At 71.3% G+C, this 16,284-nt stretch carries 18 protein-coding genes and 1 pseudogene; 8 read left to right on the forward strand and 11 right to left on the reverse strand.

The features are described 5' to 3' along the window. From B7L92_RS07485 to B7L92_RS07495, 3 genes are all read left to right on the forward strand, one after another. The coding region (locus B7L92_RS07485) for a 4-alpha-glucanotransferase (protein WP_143626255.1) at positions 1-974 on the forward strand (974 nt) is incomplete at its 5' end. A gap of 73 nt (positions 975-1,047) precedes the next feature. Further along, positions 1,048-1,323 (forward strand): hypothetical protein, encoded by a 276-nt coding sequence (locus B7L92_RS07490; RefSeq protein WP_081236681.1) that lies wholly within the window; start codon positions 1,048-1,050, stop codon positions 1,321-1,323. 272 nt (positions 1,324-1,595) lie between these two features. Further along, positions 1,596-2,333, forward strand: coding sequence for a nitroreductase family protein (locus tag B7L92_RS07495; RefSeq protein ID WP_081236668.1), 738 nt, complete (start codon positions 1,596-1,598; stop codon positions 2,331-2,333). 72 nt (positions 2,334-2,405) lie between these two features. Here B7L92_RS07495 and B7L92_RS07500 read toward each other — a convergent pair whose 3' ends face one another. Continuing rightward, complete coding sequence (locus B7L92_RS07500) at positions 2,406-2,915, reverse strand: MarR family winged helix-turn-helix transcriptional regulator (protein WP_081236669.1); 510 nt, start codon at positions 2,913-2,915, stop codon at positions 2,406-2,408. A 118-nt stretch (positions 2,916-3,033) separates the two neighbouring features. Here B7L92_RS07500 and B7L92_RS07505 point away from each other — a divergent pair, with 118 nt between their 5' ends. Next, a complete protein-coding gene (locus B7L92_RS07505; protein WP_081236670.1) occupies positions 3,034-3,978 on the forward strand; it encodes an EamA family transporter in 945 nt (314 codons plus the stop codon). Positions 3,979-4,105: 127 nt separating this feature from the next. Here the strand turns inward: B7L92_RS07505 and B7L92_RS07510 are convergent, their stop codons facing one another. The 8 genes and pseudogenes from B7L92_RS07510 to B7L92_RS07545 form a co-directional block, all read right to left on the reverse strand. Beyond that, complete coding sequence (locus B7L92_RS07510) at positions 4,106-4,471, reverse strand: hypothetical protein (RefSeq protein ID WP_081236671.1); 366 nt, start codon at positions 4,469-4,471, stop codon at positions 4,106-4,108. A gap of 1 nt (position 4,472) precedes the next feature. Continuing rightward, complete coding sequence (locus B7L92_RS07515; protein WP_081236682.1) at positions 4,473-4,961, reverse strand: TetR/AcrR family transcriptional regulator; 489 nt, start codon at positions 4,959-4,961, stop codon at positions 4,473-4,475. 51 nt (positions 4,962-5,012) lie between these two features. Then, positions 5,013-5,750 (reverse strand): bleomycin resistance protein, encoded by a 738-nt coding sequence (locus B7L92_RS07520; protein ID WP_081236683.1) that lies wholly within the window; start codon positions 5,748-5,750, stop codon positions 5,013-5,015. A 76-nt stretch (positions 5,751-5,826) separates the two neighbouring features. Continuing rightward, on the reverse strand, positions 5,827-6,903 hold the full coding sequence (locus B7L92_RS07525) for a protein kinase family protein (RefSeq protein WP_081236684.1): 1,077 nt from the start codon (positions 6,901-6,903) through the stop codon (positions 5,827-5,829). 277 nt (positions 6,904-7,180) lie between these two features. After that, the gene (locus tag B7L92_RS07530) at positions 7,181-7,981 is read right to left on the reverse strand and encodes a hypothetical protein (RefSeq protein ID WP_143626256.1); all 801 of its coding nucleotides are present in this window, start codon (positions 7,979-7,981) and stop codon (positions 7,181-7,183) included. Between the two features lie 203 nt (positions 7,982-8,184). Then, positions 8,185-8,592, reverse strand: coding sequence for a hypothetical protein (locus B7L92_RS40190; protein ID WP_143626257.1), 408 nt, complete (start codon positions 8,590-8,592; stop codon positions 8,185-8,187). A gap of 349 nt (positions 8,593-8,941) precedes the next feature. Next, positions 8,942-9,160 (reverse strand): annotated as a pseudogene (locus B7L92_RS42055) (transposase); the annotation flags it as partial. A gap of 20 nt (positions 9,161-9,180) precedes the next feature. Further along, a complete protein-coding gene (locus B7L92_RS07545; RefSeq protein ID WP_081236675.1) occupies positions 9,181-9,591 on the reverse strand; it encodes an ATP-binding protein in 411 nt (136 codons plus the stop codon). A 233-nt stretch (positions 9,592-9,824) separates the two neighbouring features. On the opposite strand from B7L92_RS07545, the gene B7L92_RS07550 reads away from it, so the two are divergent. Then, on the forward strand, positions 9,825-10,676 hold the full coding sequence (locus B7L92_RS07550) for a helix-turn-helix domain-containing protein (protein WP_081236685.1): 852 nt from the start codon (positions 9,825-9,827) through the stop codon (positions 10,674-10,676). An 8-nt stretch (positions 10,677-10,684) separates the two neighbouring features. Then, positions 10,685-10,885: a DUF397 domain-containing protein gene (locus B7L92_RS07555; protein WP_107501402.1), complete on the forward strand. Its 201-nt coding sequence runs from the start codon at positions 10,685-10,687 to the stop codon at positions 10,883-10,885. Positions 10,886-10,915: 30 nt separating this feature from the next. Here the strand turns inward: B7L92_RS07555 and pepN are convergent, their stop codons facing one another. Beyond that, positions 10,916-13,489 (reverse strand): aminopeptidase N, encoded by a 2,574-nt coding sequence (pepN, locus tag B7L92_RS07560; protein ID WP_081236677.1) that lies wholly within the window; start codon positions 13,487-13,489, stop codon positions 10,916-10,918. Positions 13,490-13,600: 111 nt separating this feature from the next. Between pepN and B7L92_RS07565 the strand changes: the two genes are divergently transcribed. Next, positions 13,601-14,077, forward strand: coding sequence for a DUF1203 domain-containing protein (locus B7L92_RS07565; protein ID WP_081236678.1), 477 nt, complete (start codon positions 13,601-13,603; stop codon positions 14,075-14,077). Positions 14,078-14,228: 151 nt separating this feature from the next. Here B7L92_RS07565 and B7L92_RS07570 read toward each other — a convergent pair whose 3' ends face one another. Then, positions 14,229-15,251, reverse strand: a complete 1,023-nt coding sequence (locus B7L92_RS07570; protein ID WP_081236679.1) for an aspartate-semialdehyde dehydrogenase — start codon at positions 15,249-15,251, stop codon at positions 14,229-14,231. Positions 15,252-15,584: 333 nt separating this feature from the next. Here B7L92_RS07570 and B7L92_RS07575 point away from each other — a divergent pair, with 333 nt between their 5' ends. Then, the gene (locus B7L92_RS07575; RefSeq protein WP_081236680.1) at positions 15,585-16,118 is read left to right on the forward strand and encodes an RNA polymerase sigma factor; all 534 of its coding nucleotides are present in this window, start codon (positions 15,585-15,587) and stop codon (positions 16,116-16,118) included. The last annotated feature ends 166 nt before the right edge of the window (positions 16,119-16,284 follow it).

A 16,284-nucleotide genomic window follows, 5' to 3' on the forward strand; every position in this document is an offset into this window, starting at 1 on the left:
TGCTGCGCCCAGGCGTCGGCGTGCACCCCGGCGGCGCCGACGCCTGGGCGCAGCAGGAGTACTTCGCGGCCGGCATGTCCGTCGGCGCGCCCCCGGACGCCTTCAACGCCCGCGGCCAGGACTGGGGCCTGCCGCCCTGGCGCCCGGACCGGCTCGCCGCATCCGGCTACGCCCCCTTCCGCGCCCTGCTCCAGGCCCTCTTCCGGTACGCGGGCGCCCTGCGCATCGACCACGTCATGGGCCTGTTCCGGCTCTGGTGGGTGCCCGAGGGCCGCCCGCCCACCGAGGGCACCTACGTCCACTACGACGCCGAGGCCCTGCTCGCCGTGCTCGTCCTGGAGGCCTCCCGGGCCGGGGCGGTGGTGATCGGCGAGGACCTGGGCACGGTCGAGCCCGGGGTGCGCGAGGCACTGCGCGAACGCGGGGTGTACGGCACCTCGGTGCTCTGGTTCGAACGGGACTGGGAGGGCGACGGCCGCCCGCTGCCGCCGGAACGCTGGCGCGCCGACTGCCTGGCCACCGCCACCACCCACGACCTGCCGCCCACCGCGGCCCGCCTCACCGGCGAGCACGTCGACCTCCGGGCCGGCCTGGGCCTGCTCACCCGCCCCGCGGCCGAGGAACGCGCCGAGGCCGCCGCCGACACGGCGGAGTGGCTGGAGCTGTTCACCCGGCTCGGACTGCTGTCGGACGCCGCCACCTCGGAGGAGGAGCGGATCCGGGCCGTCCACCGCTGTCTGCTGCGCACCCCGGCCCGCCTGATCGGCGTCTGGCTCCCCGACGGCGTGGGCGACCGCCGCCCGCAGAACCTCCCCGGCACCTGGGACCAGTACCCGAACTGGCGCCTGCCGATCGCCGACGCCGAGGGCCGCCCGGTGACCCTGGAGGACCTGGCGGCGTCCCCGAGGCTGCGGGCGCTGATCGAGGTGCTGCGGACGGACACCGCCCCGCACGGGGCACGGGAGCGAGGGTGACGTGAGCATGCCGAAACTCTCGTACGGCACCCCGGACGCGCGTGCCCGACCGGCGTTCGCTACCTTTTGCACCGTGGACAAGAAGAACGCCCTGCGCGCCGGCGCCCTGGCAGCCGGTACGACGCTGATGATGCTGCTCATGTCGTCCCCCGCGCTCGCGCTCACCCGCGACGACGGCGACGACCCCGGTACGGGCCTGAGCGTCGTCGAGACGCTGGGCCTCTTCGTCGTGGCCCCGATCGCGCTGTTCGGGATCATCACCGCCCTGGTGATGGTCACCGACAAGACGCACAAGAAGAAGGACACGACCAGCTCCAACATCCGGATCAAGGCCGACGCCGAGGCCTGACCGGCCCGCGGCTCCGACGGGCCGCCCGCGCACCTTCCCGGGGGCGCCGCCCCGGTGCACGTACGCGCAGACCGCCGTACGCGCACCGGGGCGGCGCCCTCGGCGCGTGCGGGGCCCGCGGGCCCGGCCCCGAGCCGCCCCGCGACGCGGCGCCCCCGCGTGACGCGGCGTCAAAAGCGGTTGGAGCCAACGCGGATGCCTTCTCCCGGCGCGGCGAAGCGGACGTGACCGAGGGGGTCCGGGCGGGGCCCGCAGTCCTTACACTCGCGATCATGACTACGCGAGACACCCTGTCCGAGGCGCCGGCCGGCGAGACCGCCGAACCGGCCCTCTTCGCGACCATGTCCACCATGCGGGCCATGCGGCGCCTCAAGCCCGACCCGGTGCCCGACGCCCTCCTGGACCGGCTGATACAGGCGGCCGTCTGGGGCCCCAGCGGCGGCAACATGCAGCGCTACGAGTACGTCGTCGTCACCGACCCCGCGGTCATGGCGGACCTCGCCCCGCTGTGGAAGCGGTGCGTGGACGCCTACCTGGCCACGACCGGCAAGTACGCCCCCGCCGGCATGGACGAGGCCGCGTACGGACGCATGGTCGCCGCCATCGAGTACCAGCGCGACCACTTCGCCGAGACCCCGGCGCTGATCATCCCCTGCTACCGGTTCCCGGAGCCGAGGATCGAGGAGGAGGGCGTACGGCTCTACGCCGAGGCGCTCGGCGCCGAGGCGACGGCGCGCATGGCGAGGATCCAGGAGCGCTTCAGCGCCCTCGCGGAGGGCTCCTGCGTCTACCCGGGCGTGCAGAACCTGCTGCTCGCCGCGCGGGGCCTGGGCCTGGCCGCCAACCTCACCATCTGGCACCTGATGCTGGAGGAGGAGTGGAAGGCGGCCCTCGGCATTCCCGGGGACATGAACACCTTCGCGGCCATCCCGGTGGGGTGGCCGCGCGGCAGGTTCGGTCCGGTGAGCCGCCGCCCGGTCGAAGAGGTCGTGCACCGCAACCGCTGGTAGGCCGCCGCCGGGCCGCCGCCGGGCGCCGGACGGGGATGCCCCCGCCCGGGAGTGCGCGGGCGGTCCGGCGCCCTACCGCTCGGTCGCGAGCAGCAACTCCCGCAGCAGATCGGCGAGCTGTCCCGCCCGCTCCCCGTCCAGGGCGGACAGCGCCTCGGTCTGGAGGGCGAGGCCCGCGCCGACCGCCTCGTCGGTCAGGCGCAGGCCCTGCTCGGTGAGCGTGACCTGGAGCCCCCGGCGGTCGTACGGGTCGGGGGAGCGGCGCAGCAGCCCCGCCCGCTCCAGTTTGTCGAGGCGGCCGGTCATCCCGCCGGTGGTGAGCATCAGCGTGGCCGAGAGCTGGCGCGGGGAGAGGGTGTAGGGCTCGCCGGAGCGGCGCAGGGTCGCGAGCACGTCGAACTCCCCGCGCGAGATCCCGTACTTGGCGTACGCCTTGTCGATCCGGTCGCTCATGGCGCGCGAGAGCCGGTGGATGCGGCCGAAGACCTCCATGGCGGCGGTGTCGAGGTCCGGCCGCTCCCGGGCCCACTGCTCGATGATCGCGTCGACGGGGTCCCTGCGCTGCTCGGGGCGTGCACTCATGGGCAGGAGTATCCGTTCCTTTCCGGTCGTCCGCAAGAAAGTGGCTTGCCAAAAAGTAGCTTGTAACTAAGCTACTTTCTGTCGACCTGAAGCCGTCCCCGGGAAGAGGTGCGCCCCCGTGGCCCCGAACCGCGCCGCCCTGATCGCGCTCACCGCCCTCGCCCCCGTCTCCTGGGGCACCACCTACGCCGTCACCACCGAGTTCCTCCCGCCCGACCGCCCCCTGTTCACCGGCCTGGCGCGCGCCCTGCCCGCCGGACTGCTGCTGCTCGCGCTCGCCCGGGTGCTGCCGCGCGGTACCTGGTGGGGGAGGGCGGCCGTGCTCGGCACGCTCAACATCGGCGCCTTCTTCCCCCTGCTGTTCCTCTCCGCCTACCGGCTGCCCGGCGGTACGGCCGCGGTCGTCGGCTCGGTCGGACCGCTGTGCGTGGTCGGCCTCTCGGCACTGCTGCTCGGCCGGCGGCCGACCGCGCGCACCCTCCTCACCGGGACCGTGGCCGCCTTCGGCGTCAGCCTGGTGGTCCTGAAGGCGGCCGGGGCGCTGGACCCGCTCGGCGTGCTCGCGGCGCTCGCCTCCACCGTCTCCATGTCCACCGGCACCGTGCTCACCCAGCGGTGGGGCCGGCCCGAGGGCGTCGGCCCGCTCGCGCTCACCGGCTGGCAACTCACCGCGGGCGGTCTGCTCATCGCCCCGCTCGCCCTCCTGGTCGAGGGCGCGCCGCCCGCGGTGGACGGCCCGGCGATCGGTGGTTACCTCTACCTCGCCCTGGCGAACACGGCGGTCGCGTACTGGCTCTGGTTCCGCGGCATCGGCCGCCTCACCGCCACCCAGGTCACCTTCCTCGGCCCGCTCTCCCCGCTCACCGCGGCCGTCGTCGGCTGGGCGGCGCTCGGCGAGGCGCTGACACCGGTGCAACTGGTCGGCATGGCGCTGGCGTTCGGCGCGACGGTGGCCGGCCAGATCGCTCCGCGCGGCCGGGCGACGTCGGACGCTCCCCCCGGCCCCCACCGCCCCCGGACCGGCGGAGCCGTTTCGCCGACGGAAGCCTCCCGCCCTCGGTGAGCGGGGCCGACGGGGCCGGGCGGGCGCGTCGAGTGAGGACCTGTGCGTGAGGGTCTGCGCGTGAGGAACTTCGGCCGAGGGGCGCGTACGGCGCCGGGGGAAGGGCGCCCGGTCCGGAAGCCGTGCTTCAGTCGCGGGTGAGGGACCGTTCGACGAGGGCGACGGTGGCGCGGGGGTCGTCGACCTCGACGACGAGGCGGTCGTAGGTCTCGGCGTCGGCGAGTTCGATGACGACCGCCTTGTCCGGGTTCTTCACGTCCCAGAAGAGGCGTTCGCCTTTGTGGAGGTAGCGGCCGGCGGTGATGAGGCCGGGGAAGTGGGTGCCGCCGACGCGGAGGCCCTTCGGCTCGCGGGCGATGCCGGGGTCGTGCGTGGCGCCCCGCACGTGGGCGAGGGGTATCTCCAGGCGGCTCTTGAGGGTCCAGAGCTTGTCGAGACCCTGGAACTCGACGGTCAGCAGGTCGCGTGCGCGGTCGATGGAGACCAGGGCCATGTCAGTGCTCCTTGGAGGCGGTCGGCAGGCCGGCGCGCAGGCGCAGGCGGGCACCGAGGACGGTGGAGGCGAGCCGGGGGGCGGCGTCGCCGTGGGAGGGGCGCAGGGCGTCCTCCAGCGCGGCGACGCCCTCCGCGACCAGCGCGGCGACCTCCGGGTCGTGGGGCGCGCGCTCGGCGGCGGCGAGGAGGAGGAGTCCGGCGGCCGGGCCGTTGTCGTACGAGGCGATGGCCGTCGACAGCACCTGCTCGGGATCGGTGAGGGTGGCGAGGGCGGCGGTGGTCGGGCGGATCTCGTGGTCGAGGTGGTTGCGCAGGGCGGTCAGGTGCAGGCTCCGTTTGGATCCGAAGACCTTGTAGAGGCTGCCCCGGTGGATGCCGGTGGCGGTGACCAGATCGTCCACCGAGGTGCCCTCGTAGCCGTGGGTGGCGAAGAGGGTGGCCGCGGTCTCGATCGCCCGGTCGGTGTCGAAGGCGCGTGGTCGTCCCATGCCCATGACACTACGCGGTAAAGGAACGGTCGGTCAAGAACGACCGTTCCTTTACCCTCCCCGAAGGTCCCGAGGGCCGGTACTTCCCGGAATCCCCAGCTCCTCGAGGCGTTCGAGGTCGTCGCGCACCGACTCCCGCTCCCGGGTGGTGAGGGGGATCGCGGCGGCCCGGGCGAGCGCGGACGCCGCGGTCCCCTCGTCGCCGAGGCGCCCGGCGACGTCCGCGCGCAGTACGAGGAGGCGGAGCAACTGCACGGGCGTGGGCTGCGCGTCCTCGACGCGCAGCACCCGGTCGATGATCTTCGCGGCGCCCGCCGGGTCGTCCTTCGAGTCCGCGAAGAGGGACGCGTGGTGGAGGGCCCGGGCGAAAGTTTCCTCGGGCGCGGGCCGGTGGTGCGGGCCGCGGCCCGTCGGCTGCCCGACGCGGAGGCAGTTGCCGCCCGGATCGGTCACGAGGAACTGCCGCACCCCGTGCGAGGTGTCCTTCAGCGGCCCGATGCGGGGCAGCCCCCGGAGCGGGATCCTCCCGTACGCCGCCTTGAGCCCGGCCCGGAAGGCCTCGTACAGCCCGTCCACGTCGTCGGTCAGGATGCAGCACGTGCTGAACGACTCGGCCGGCTCGTACCGCTTCATCCCGAAGAAGTGGAGCTGGATGCCGCCGCGTTCCACGACCGCGTAGGGGTTGGGGCTCTTCTGCTGGAAGGTCACCTCGAAGCCGAGGGCGGCGTAGAAGTCGAGGACGGGCCGGAGGGTCCGGCACGGCAGGATCGGAACGGTCTTCTCACCCATGCCCGCCACTCTAGTCAAACTTGATTAGTGTGGAGGCGGATTCGTCGGGACGTCCGTGCCGGCCTCCCGGTGTCCGTCAGCACAGGGAGGGGCTGTCCCTCCCGCCGAGCCGGCGGATCTCCTCCAGCGGGTACGGGGTCCGCCTGCTCCGGCTCCGGAACGTGCGGTGGAAGTCCGACACCACGGCGGCGACCGGCGCGTGCCGGGCGATGATCGCCGCGGCCTCCTCCGGGATTCCCGTGGGGCGCTCGCCCTCCGCGTAGGCGCGCACCAGCGCGTGGCGGCCGTCCCGGTCCTCCCTCCGGCAGCCGCACAGAGCGGTGACCAGCCAGTTCACCAGGTAGGTGGCGGTGTAACAGCGGTCGTAGACCTGATGCCGGTCGAAGAAGTCGGCCTCGTCCCGGGACAGTTCGAAGCGGGAGGAGAGCGCGAGGCCGTAGTCCGCGAAGTAGAGCCGCCGGCCGTCGGTGAGGATGTTCTCGAAGTGCGCGTCGAAGTGCAGGAGCCCCCGCGCGTTCATGAACGAGATTCCGGCTTCCAGGTTCTCCTCCACCATGGCGCAGGCCCGGTCGGCGGCCTCGTCGCCCGCTGCGACCTGAGCGCCCAGCCACTGGTGCAGGTTCTGCGGGACGTACTCCAGGAACAGCGCGACGCTCGCCGAGGACCGTTGGAGGGCCTCGATCCGGCGACGCACCTGCGGTCCTCCGCCCCAGTAGGCGACGGCCCGTTCGACGTCGGCCAACTCCTCGGGCAGGGGCGTCGAGTCGGGCAGCACCCTCCAGTGGTACATCAGGGGGAAGCCCTCGTGCTCCGCCGCGAGCACCCAGTTCGTCGTCATGATGTGCACGGCGAGCTCTCGCCAGGCGCCGAAGCCCGGACCGCCGATGGAGCCGATGCCGTACTGGCAGAAGACGGGCAGCTCGAACAGGTTCGCCGTGGACCGGATGTGCTCGGGTCGCCTCTCCGGATCGGTGAGGGGCACCCGCTTCACGAAGACCGGGGTACCGGCGACCTCCATCAGGGCCGACTTCCCGCCGATGCCGGACCCGATCGGCACGGCCGTGTCCACGAGTTCGCGCAGGGCGCGATCACTGCACAGGGCCAGGGCGGTGGAGACGGCACCATGGGCGGCCAGACGCGCACCGCGCGCCATGTCGGGAAACTTCACTGCGGCCTCCACCTCGGTCGGCGCCGGCCTCGACCATCCGCTCGGTGCCGAGGGCGCATGGTCGTCCCATGTCCGTGATCGTATGTGAGGGGAGGACGATCAACCGGGAACGAGCGTTCTTCTCCGGCCCTCGGAGATGCCGGGAGACGGGTGCGCCCGGAGAGGGCTCCCCCGGCAGCGGGAGCCGCGGATGGCTCTGCCGCCGACCGCGAGCTCCCCTCTTCGCGGGGCGAGGTTCGCCGCTTTCGCGCGACAGCCCCTCTCAGGAGGACGTGCCCGACAGCTCCTTGATCAAGGAAAGAGTGGTGTCGCGCTGCTTCGCGACCTTCTCCAGCTCCTGTCGGTTCCGGGCTGTCAGCGACTTCTGGATCCGTGTTTCCTCGGCCTTCCAGATCTCGATCAGCCGAGAGGAGTTCTTGCACTCCACATCCGCCATGGCCACTTCCTTCTCGGCCTCGGTGGCGGCGGGCGTCGCGAACCGGCGATCGTTGCTGGCCGAGAACGGCTCGGCGTCGTACGTGTAGCCCTTGTCCCGCATGCACGCGGACCAGTCGCGCAGGGCCTGCTTGACGCTGTCCGTTCGCAGGGAGGCGTCGAAGGACTCGAGGTCCAGGTTCTGCACCATCGCGGGATTGCCCGGAGTGGCCGTCGGCGAGTAGCCGAGTGCCTTCAGCGCCTGGCCCTTGCAGCCGCCGGGGGGCACGTCCTTGCCCGCCTCGTTCCTCCCGCCCTTACCCGGCTCCCCCGGCTTGCTGCTGCCGCCGGTGATGGTGAACTCCTCGTCCGCGGTGAGCGGCTTCTCCTTCTCGCGCGGTGCGGCGTCGCCCTGGTCCGCCCGGAAGCCGAGGCGCTTGGCCAGTCGGCCGTCCGTGATGCCGTAACGCCGTTCGTTGTGCTTGCTCACCGGCGGAGGTGCCGGTTCGGGAATGTACGTGTCCGCGTGTCCGTATTTTTCCATGCACGCCAGGGTGCCGTTCCGGAGCAGGACCATGAGTTCGTGGCTCTCGAACTCGTCGAACATGTATCGGTCCAGCGGAAGGTCGATGTCTTCTGGCGCCGGCATTCCGGATTTTTCGGTCGGGGCTGCGTCCTCTGCTTTGATGCCGGAGCAGGCGGTAGCGAAAAGGAGAGCCGCTGATGCACATATCAGGACCGGTAGGGAACGTGGAAAGTGCGTCATGGGACTTCAGACCTGACAGTGATCGAGGGGGACGAAAGGAGCCCTTCGGGGGTTTCCCGGAAAGAGAAGCCCCCGAAGGTCGCTCATCAGCAGTTGCCGGTTTCGTAGAAAACGCTGGACGCGTTGTTGTTCTTCAGGGTGCTGTTCAGGTTTGACCAGCTCCAGGGGTTGATCTGCTGGCGGGGGCCCTGCAGGTTGGAGTTGTAGTAGACGAAGTGCGGGTTGTAGTGGCTCCAGTTCTGCACCGACGCCGCGTTGTTCTTCAGCGTGATGCCGGCTCCGTTGCCCGGACCGATGAACTTGAAGTTCACGTGGTTGTAGGACCAGCAGTCGTCGATGTCGACCTTGGCGCCCTTGAGGTCCGAGTTGTAGAAGAAGCAGGCGTCCCTGTCCGTGTGGCAGACGCCGTCACCGCTTGCGCTGGCGGAAGGTGCCAGCGCAAGGAGAGTTGCAGCGGAAAGAGCGATTGCGGCAAAAGCCCGTGTCTTGTTCAACTGTGCCCCCTGTGAAGGTCGGTGTGGATGCCTCGTGAGAGAAGAGGCGGGGTGAAGGCTACAAGAAGAAAGTTCCAAGATCAAAAAGAGATGCCCCACGGGCCATGAGCCCCGATTCTCGAATGCCACCCCGGTTCTTGTCCGCATTGTTGACCGATGGGAGGGCTTGCGATGTATCGAGAGAAAACGGATGTCGAGGGCGGTGAACCCTTTCCAGGTGGCCGCGGATCCGGTGGCCGCGACCACCGGATCCGACGCCCTGAGGCGTCGTTTTCTTCCGTTGTTTCATCCCGGGATCTGCGGTTGATGTGGATTTACGGGGTCGCGCCAGGAGATGGTGTTCTCGTCGCAGGCCGAGGGTGTCGGCGACGACGCTCCGCTTGCCGCCCGCGATCTTCTTCGCCGCGTCCGCGCCCTTGCCCTCCTGCCGGCGTAACGGACTGCGCAGTACGCCGGTGAGCTGGGTGAACACGCCATCGTGCTGCCATGTGGCGAAGGAGCCGTAGCAGGTCTGCCGGGGCGGGAAGTCGTGCGGCAGGTAGCGCCACTGCGCCCCGGCGCGGTCCACGCGAGGGAAGAAGACGACCTTTAGGCGGCGCCCAGTTCGCACCACACGTACTTGCCCCGGTTGCCGTCCCTGGTCAGTGGCTGCCAGCCCCAGACGTCGGCGCAGGCGCGTACCAGGGCCAGGCCCCGGCCGTCCTCCCGTTCCCACTCCGGGGTGAAGGGTTGCGGCGGCTCGGGCGGTGACGGGTCCGCGTCCCACGCCCCGATGCGCAGGACACCGGCGCCCGACCAGTGCACCCGCAGGGCCGCCGGGCCCTTGGCATGACGCACCGAGTTGGAGATCAGCTCCGTCGCCAGCAGTTCCGCGACGTCGATCAGGCGGATCAGGCCGTGCATCGTGAGGATCAGACGGAGCGTGCGGCGGCAGACGGTGACGGCTCTCGGGTCGCTCGGGATGTGCAGGGAGTACTCCCAGGGTTCGGTTTCGGACACGCGAACTCCTCTTGAGTGAAGGGAAGTCGGGGTTGCACTGAGGTCATGGGCGGCGGTGTCGTTGCCGCTCCGTCATGGCAGGACGAAGCGGTGCGCTTCCGGCGCCCGAAGCTGCGCAGTGTGTGCGCTGCGTCACCGACGGTAGACCTTAGAATTAACCTGGATCAAGCCGATCCCGTAATCTGACGCCCGAACGAGTCGCCTTGACGGGCGTGTTGAGCGAGGAGCGGTCGATGGGGAGCAGGCGGGAACCGACAGCACGGCAGTTGCGTCTGGCCGTGGAGCTCCGCCGACTTCGGGAGGCGTCAGGGCTCAGCGCCCGTGAGGCTGCGGCACTGCTCGGTGTGAACTCCGTCCAGATCAGCCAGATCGAGGCGGGCACCACAGGGGTGAGCGAGCAGCGACTGCGTCGCATGGCGGCCCACTACGCCTGTACGGACGGTGAATTGGTCGACGCCCTGGTCGCGATGGCGACCGATCGGGGGCGCGGTTGGTGGGAGGAGTACCGAGGCCTCCTGCCCACGTCGTTCCTGGACCTGTCCGAGTTGGAGTGCCACGCCACCTTCCGGTGGGACGTGGACTTCCTGCATGTCCCTGGGCTGTTGCAGACCGAGGGCTACGCTCGGGCGCTCTTCTCGCGGCGGATCCCCGAACTTCCCTGTGAAGAGCTTGAGCTGCGCGTGCGTCACCGGATGCAGCGGCGTCTCGGCATGGAGAGCACGCGGCCGATGCCGTACGAGGCGCTGGTCCATGAGGCGGCGCTGCGCATCAGGGTGGGAGGCAGGGCGACATTGCAGGATCAGCTCGCCAACCTCCTGGAGCTGTCGGAGGCGGAACACGTGACGGTACGCGTCATCCCCTTCGACCTGGAGGAGTTCGCGGACATCACGGCCGCCATGGCGTACGCGGGCGGAGCGGTCCCGAGGCTGGACACTGTGGTGCGCGACGGTCCTGACGGAACCGTCTTCGTGGACTCCGAAGCGCAGCTCGGTGTGTTCCGAACACTCTTCCGTAGAGTGAAGGCGGCGTCACTCGACCCCGAGCGTTCGCGTGACTTCATCCACAGGCTGACGAAGGAGCTGTGAGGAACCCGGTGATCACTCCCGACAGTTGGCGGAAGTCTTCCTATTCCGGTAGCGGCGACGGCAATGCCTGCGTCGAAGTAACCCTCCGCCACCCCTGCATAGCCATCCGCGACTCCAAGAACCCCTCCCACGGCACCCTCTCCGTCTCCGCCCCCGTGTTCGCCGCCTTCGTCGGTGCCCTGAGGGAACGCGAAGGGCGCCCGGCGTAGCACCGGGCGCCCCTCAAGCAGTACGGGCGGTTACGCGGACGCCGCCGCGTCCGCCGCCTGCGCCCGCAGGGCGCGTTCCACGCCCGCGCGGGACTCCGAGACCAGGCGGCGCAGGGCCGCGCTCGGCTCGGCGGAGGCCAGCCAGGCGTCCGTCTTGTCGAGGGTGTCGCCGGAGATCTGGACCGCGGGGTAGAGGCCGACGACGATCTGCTGGGCCATCTCGTGCGAGCGGGACTCCCAGACGCCCTTCAGCACCTCGAAGTACCGGTCCGTGTACGGCGCCAGCAGCTCGCGCTGGTCGGTCTGGACGAAGCCGGCGATGACCGCCTCCTGGAGGGCGTTCGGCAGCTTGTCGGAGTCGATGACCGACGCCCACGCCTCCGCCTTGGCCTCCTCGGTCGGGCGGGCGGCGCGGGCGGTGGTGGCGTGGCGTTCGCCGGCCGCCGTCCGGTCCCGCTCGTACTCGGCGGCGATCTCCGCCTCGTCGTACCGGCCCACCGCCGCCAGGCGCTGCACGAACGCCCAGCGCAGCTCGGTGTCCACGGCCAGGCCCTCGACGGTCTGCGTCCCCGCCAGCAGACCCTCCAGCAGGTCCAGCTGCTCCGGGGTGCGGGCCGTCGCCGCGAACGCCCGCGCCCAGGCGAGCTGGTGGTCGCTCGCGGGCTCGGCGGACCGCAGGTGGGCCAGCGTGGCGTCGGTCCAGCGGGTCAGCAGCGCCTCGCGGGCGGCCGGGTCGGCGTACAGGTCGACCGCCAGCTTCACCTGGCGGTGCAGCGACTGCACGACGCCGATGTCGGACTCCTTGCCGATGCCCGACAGGACCAGGGAGAGGTAGTCGCGGGTGGCGAGTTCCGCGTCCCGGGTCATGTCCCAGGCCGAGGCCCAGCACAGGGCGCGGGGCAGGGACTCCGCGAAGTCGCCGAGGTGCTCGGTGACGAAGGCGAGGGACTGCTCGTCCAGGCGGACCTTGGCGTAGGACAGGTCGTCGTCGTTGAGGAGGACGACCGCCGGGCGGCGCTTGCCGACGAGCTGCGGGACCTGCGTCAGCTCGCCGTCGACGTCCAGCTCGACGCGCTCGCCGCGCACCAGCCTGCCGTCGGCGTCGAGGTCGTAGGCGCCGACGGCGATCCGGTGCGGCCGCAGGGTCGGCTCGCCCTTGGCGCCGGCGGGCAGCGCGGGGGCCTCCTGGCGGATGGCGAAGGAGGTGACGACGCCCTCGGCGTCCGTCTCGATCTCCGGGCGCAGGACGTTGATGCCGGCCGTCTCCAGCCACTTCTTCGACCAGGTCCTCAGATCGCGGCCGGAGGTCTCCTCCAGGGCGCCCAGCAGGTCGGACAGGCGCGTGTTGCCGTACGCGTGGCGCTTGAAGTACGCCTGCACGCCGCGGAAGAACGCGTCCTCGCCGACGTAGGCGACGAGCTGCTTGAGGACGGAGGCGCCCTTGGCGTACGTGATGCCGTCGAAGTTGACCAGCACGTCGTCCAGGTCGCGGATGTCGGCCATGATCGGGTGCGTGGACGGCAGCTGGTCCTGGCGGTAGGCCCAGGTCTTCATGGAGTTCGCGAACGTCGTCCACGAGTGCGGCCAGCGCGAGCCGGGCGCCGCGGCCTGGCAGGCGATGGAGGTGTAGGTGGCGAACGACTCGTTCAGCCACAGGTCGTTCCACCACTCCATGGTGACCAGGTCGCCGAACCACATGTGGGCCAGCTCGTGCAGGATGGTCTCCGCGCGCACCTCGTACGCCGCGTCGGTCACCTTCGAGCGGAAGACGTACTGGTCGCGGATGGTGACCGCGCCCGCGTTCTCCATCGCGCCCGCGTTGAACTCCGGCACGAACAGCTGGTCGTACTTCTCGAAGGGGTACGCGTAGTCGAACTTCTCCTGGAACCAGTCGAAGCCCTGCCGGGTGACCTCGAAGATCGCGTCCGCGTCGAGGTACTCGGCGAGCGAGGGGCGGCAGTAGATGCCGAGCGGGACGGACCGGCCGTCCTTCTCGTAGACGCTGTGCACGCTGTGGTACGGGCCGACGATCAGCGCCGTGATGTACGTCGAGATGCGCGGCGTCGGCTCGAACACCCAGACGTTCTCCCGGGGCTCGGGCGTCGGCGAGTTGGAGATGACGGTCCAGCCCTCCGGCGCCTTCACGGTGAACTGGAACGTCGCCTTGAGGTCCGGCTGCTCGAAGCTCGCGAAGACGCGGCGGGCGTCCGGCACCTCGAACTGGGTGTACAGGTACGCCTGGTCGTCGACCGGGTCGACGAACCGGTGCAGGCCCTCACCCGTATTGGTGTACGCGCAGTCGGCGCTCACCCGCAGGACGTTGCGGCCCTGCAGCAGGCCGGGCAGGGCGATGCGGGAGTCCGCGAAGACCTCGGCGGGGTCGAGGGGGTCCCCGTTGAGGGTCACCTCGTGCACGGTGGGGGCCACCAGGTCGATGAAGGACTCCGCGCCGTTCTCGGCGACGTCGAAGCGCACCGTGGTCACGGACCGGTAGGTGCCGCCCTCCTGCGCGCCGGAGAGATCGAGATCGATCTCGTACGAGTCAACGGTCAGCAGCTTCGCCCGCTGCTGCGCCTCTTCGCGAGTCAGGTTTGTGCCAGGCACGCGGTCATCTCCTCGTGATGGGTCGGTTGCGTCATCCTTCCACGGGACCTGCACCGACGCGATGTCCGTATTCCGCCGGTGGCGTGGCCCGCCGGGTACGAGCCTGGGGGGATGACCACGTACACCGCACGTCCGATCACCGCCCCCGTCCTGAAGGAGCTGCGCGCCCTGGACGACGCGGGGCGGCCCCCGGTCCTCCGCACCGACGAGGAGGGCGGCGCCCCGCTCCGCTGCTGTCTGCGCCCCGGCGAGCCCGGTGAACCGATCGTCCTCGTCTCCTACGCCCCCCTGCGCCGCTGGGCGGCACGGACGGGCGCCGACCCGGGCGCGTACGACGAGCAGGGGCCGGTCTTCCTGCACGCCGAGGAGTGCGCGGGCCCGCAGAGCGACGCTCTGCCCTTCACCCGCGCCCACCGCGTCCTGCGCCGCTACTCCGCCGAGGGCCGCATCCTGGGCGGGCGGCTGGTCGGAGCGCCGGAGGACTTCGAACCCGCCCTCACGGAGGCCTTCGCCGACCCCGGGGTGGCGCTGGTGCACGTGCGGGCCGTGGAGTACGGCTGCTTCCTGTACGAGGTGCGGCGGGTCTGACCGGGGCGCCCGCGGGGACGCGGGGACGTCTGCCCGCGCGGACGCCGGGACGCCCCCGCACGGACGCGGGTGGCCGACCCCCGCACGGACGCCGGGGCGGCCACCCGCGTGCAGGCGGCCGCCCCGGGGACGCGTACGGGGGTCGGGGGGGTCACTTCGCGGCGGTGAGCTCCTGCGCCACCAGCTCCGCGATCTGCACGGCGTTCAGCGCCGCGCCCTTGCGGAGGTTGTCGTTGGAGATGAACAGCGCGAGGCCGTTGTCCACCGTCTCGTCGCGGCGGACGCGGCCCACGTAGGACGGGTCCTGGCCGGCGGCCTGCAGCGGGGTGGGGATGTCGGCGAGGGCGACCCCGGGGGCCTGGGCCAGCAGCTCGGTCGCGCGCTCGGGGCTGATCGGGCGGGCGAAGCGGGCGTTGACCTGGAGGGAGTGGCCGGAGAAGACCGGGACGCGCACACAGGTGCCGGAGACCTTGAGGTCGGGGATCTCCAGGATCTTGCGGGACTCGTTGCGCAGCTTCTGCTCCTCGTCGGTCTCGTTCAGACCGTCGTCGACGAGGTTGCCGGCGAGGGGCAGCACGTTGAAGGCGATGGGGCGCTGGTAGACGCCGGGCTCGGGGAAGTCGACCGCCCCGCCGTCGTGGACCAGCTTGTCGGCCTCGTCGACCACCTTCCGGGTCTGGTCGTGCAGCTCCGCGACGCCCGCGAGGCCGGAGCCGGACACCGCCTGGTAGGTGGCGACGACCAGGGCCTCGAGGCCCGCCTCGGCGTGCAGCGGACGCAGGACCGGCATCGCGGCCATCGTCGTGCAGTTCGGGTTGGCGATGATGCCCTTGGGGCGGTCGGCGATGGCGCGCGGGTTCACCTCGGAGACGACGAGGGGGACCTCGGGGTCCTTGCGCCAGGCGGAGGAGTTGTCGATCACGACCGGGCCCTGCGCGGCGACCTTCTCGGCCAGCGCCTTCGAGGTGGCGCCGCCCGCGGAGAACAGCACGATGTCCAGGCCGGTGTAGTCGGCGGTCGACGCGTCCTCCACCGTCACGCCGTCCAGCTCCGTGCCCGCCGAGCGGGCCGAGGCGAACAGGCGCAGCTCGGTGATCGGGAAGTTCCGCTCCTTGAGGATCCTGCGCATGACCGTGCCCACCTGACCGGTGGCTCCGACGATTCCGACCCTCACGGCGACTCCCTACTGCGTCTCTGTACGTTCCTGATTGCCTGGCCGAGGCTCTTCCATCATGCGGCCGACCACGGCCCGCCTGTCCAATCCTTTGCGGGTTCTGCCCGCGAAGTGGGACGGACCGGCCGTGACCACCGGTTGCGGACCTTCGGCCGTAACCACCCTGAACTGCAGGAATTCAGCCTCCGGGGCCCCCGGACCGCAAGGTCCCCTGCCCGGTCGGCCTTCGGCCACACGGAGATGTGACGTACGCCTCGGCGGGGCCCGAAGGGCCCGGGTGAACGTTCCGGGCGGCAGTGGCGTCGTAGGGGAAACAGTGTGAGGGGGTGGCCGGTGCTGCGCGGAAGGATCCGGCGCGGACGGGGGGCGTACGTCGCCGACGACGACCCGCTGGACGCGGCGCAGGAGCGCCGGGTGCGGGCGGTGCTCGCACTGGGCGGGGTACCGCAGGCGGACCTGCCGGACGGGGTGCAGCAGGTCCGGCTGCGGCTGCTGGAGCGTGCCGCGAGCGGCCGCGAGGCGCCGCGGGACGTCTCGGCGTGGGCGGCGGTGGTCGCCTCCAACCTCGCCATGGACTGGCACCGGGCCAGGCGCCGCCAGGAGCGGCTGGGCGAGCGCCTGGCCGCGTTGCGTCCGGCGGACCACCCCTCCGGCGAGGAGACCAGCCTGCTCTCCCTCGCCGTCGCCCGCGGCCTGGACGAGCTGCCCGACGCCCAGCGCCAGGTCGTGGTGCTGCGCTTCTACGCCGACCTGCCGGTGCGCTCCATCGCCGAGCAGCTCGGCGTTCCGGAGGGCACGGTCAAGAGCAGGCTGCACACGGCGGTACGGGCCCTGCGCGCCCGGCTGCACGAGGACGAGGTGGTGTGACGTGACCGCCCACGACGACGACCGGGACCTCCGGGACCTCGGACAGCCGGGCGCCGGGCACGGCGCGTACGACGGCAGTGCGCACGACGGCGCCGCACAGGACGGCACCGGGTACGACGGTGCCGGGCACGACGGCGCGGAGCACGACGGCGCGGAGCACGACGGC

The organism is Streptomyces viridosporus (assembly GCF_002078235.1).
Lineage (GTDB): Bacteria > Actinomycetota > Actinomycetes > Streptomycetales > Streptomycetaceae > Streptomyces > Streptomyces viridosporus.

What these genes read in the sequence shown, in the direction of transcription:
- B7L92_RS07520 (WP_081236683.1), bottom strand. Translation starts at nt 5,750, where the DNA reads ATGGGTGAGAAGACCGTTCCGATCCTGCCGTGCCGGACCCTCCGGCCC.
- B7L92_RS07565 (WP_081236678.1), top strand. Translation starts at nt 13,601, where the DNA reads ATGACCACGTACACCGCACGTCCGATCACCGCCCCCGTCCTGAAGGAG.
- B7L92_RS07500 (WP_081236669.1), bottom strand. Translation starts at nt 2,915, where the DNA reads ATGAGTGCACGCCCCGAGCAGCGCAGGGACCCCGTCGACGCGATCATC.
- B7L92_RS07550 (WP_081236685.1), top strand. Translation starts at nt 9,825, where the DNA reads ATGGGGAGCAGGCGGGAACCGACAGCACGGCAGTTGCGTCTGGCCGTG.
- B7L92_RS07530 (WP_143626256.1), bottom strand. Translation starts at nt 7,981, where the DNA reads ATGCCGGCGCCAGAAGACATCGACCTTCCGCTGGACCGATACATGTTC.
- B7L92_RS07495 (WP_081236668.1), top strand. Translation starts at nt 1,596, where the DNA reads ATGACTACGCGAGACACCCTGTCCGAGGCGCCGGCCGGCGAGACCGCC.
- B7L92_RS07510 (WP_081236671.1), bottom strand. Translation starts at nt 4,471, where the DNA reads ATGGCCCTGGTCTCCATCGACCGCGCACGCGACCTGCTGACCGTCGAG.
- B7L92_RS07525 (WP_081236684.1), bottom strand. Translation starts at nt 6,903, where the DNA reads ATGGCGCGCGGTGCGCGTCTGGCCGCCCATGGTGCCGTCTCCACCGCC.
- B7L92_RS07515 (WP_081236682.1), bottom strand. Translation starts at nt 4,961, where the DNA reads ATGGGACGACCACGCGCCTTCGACACCGACCGGGCGATCGAGACCGCG.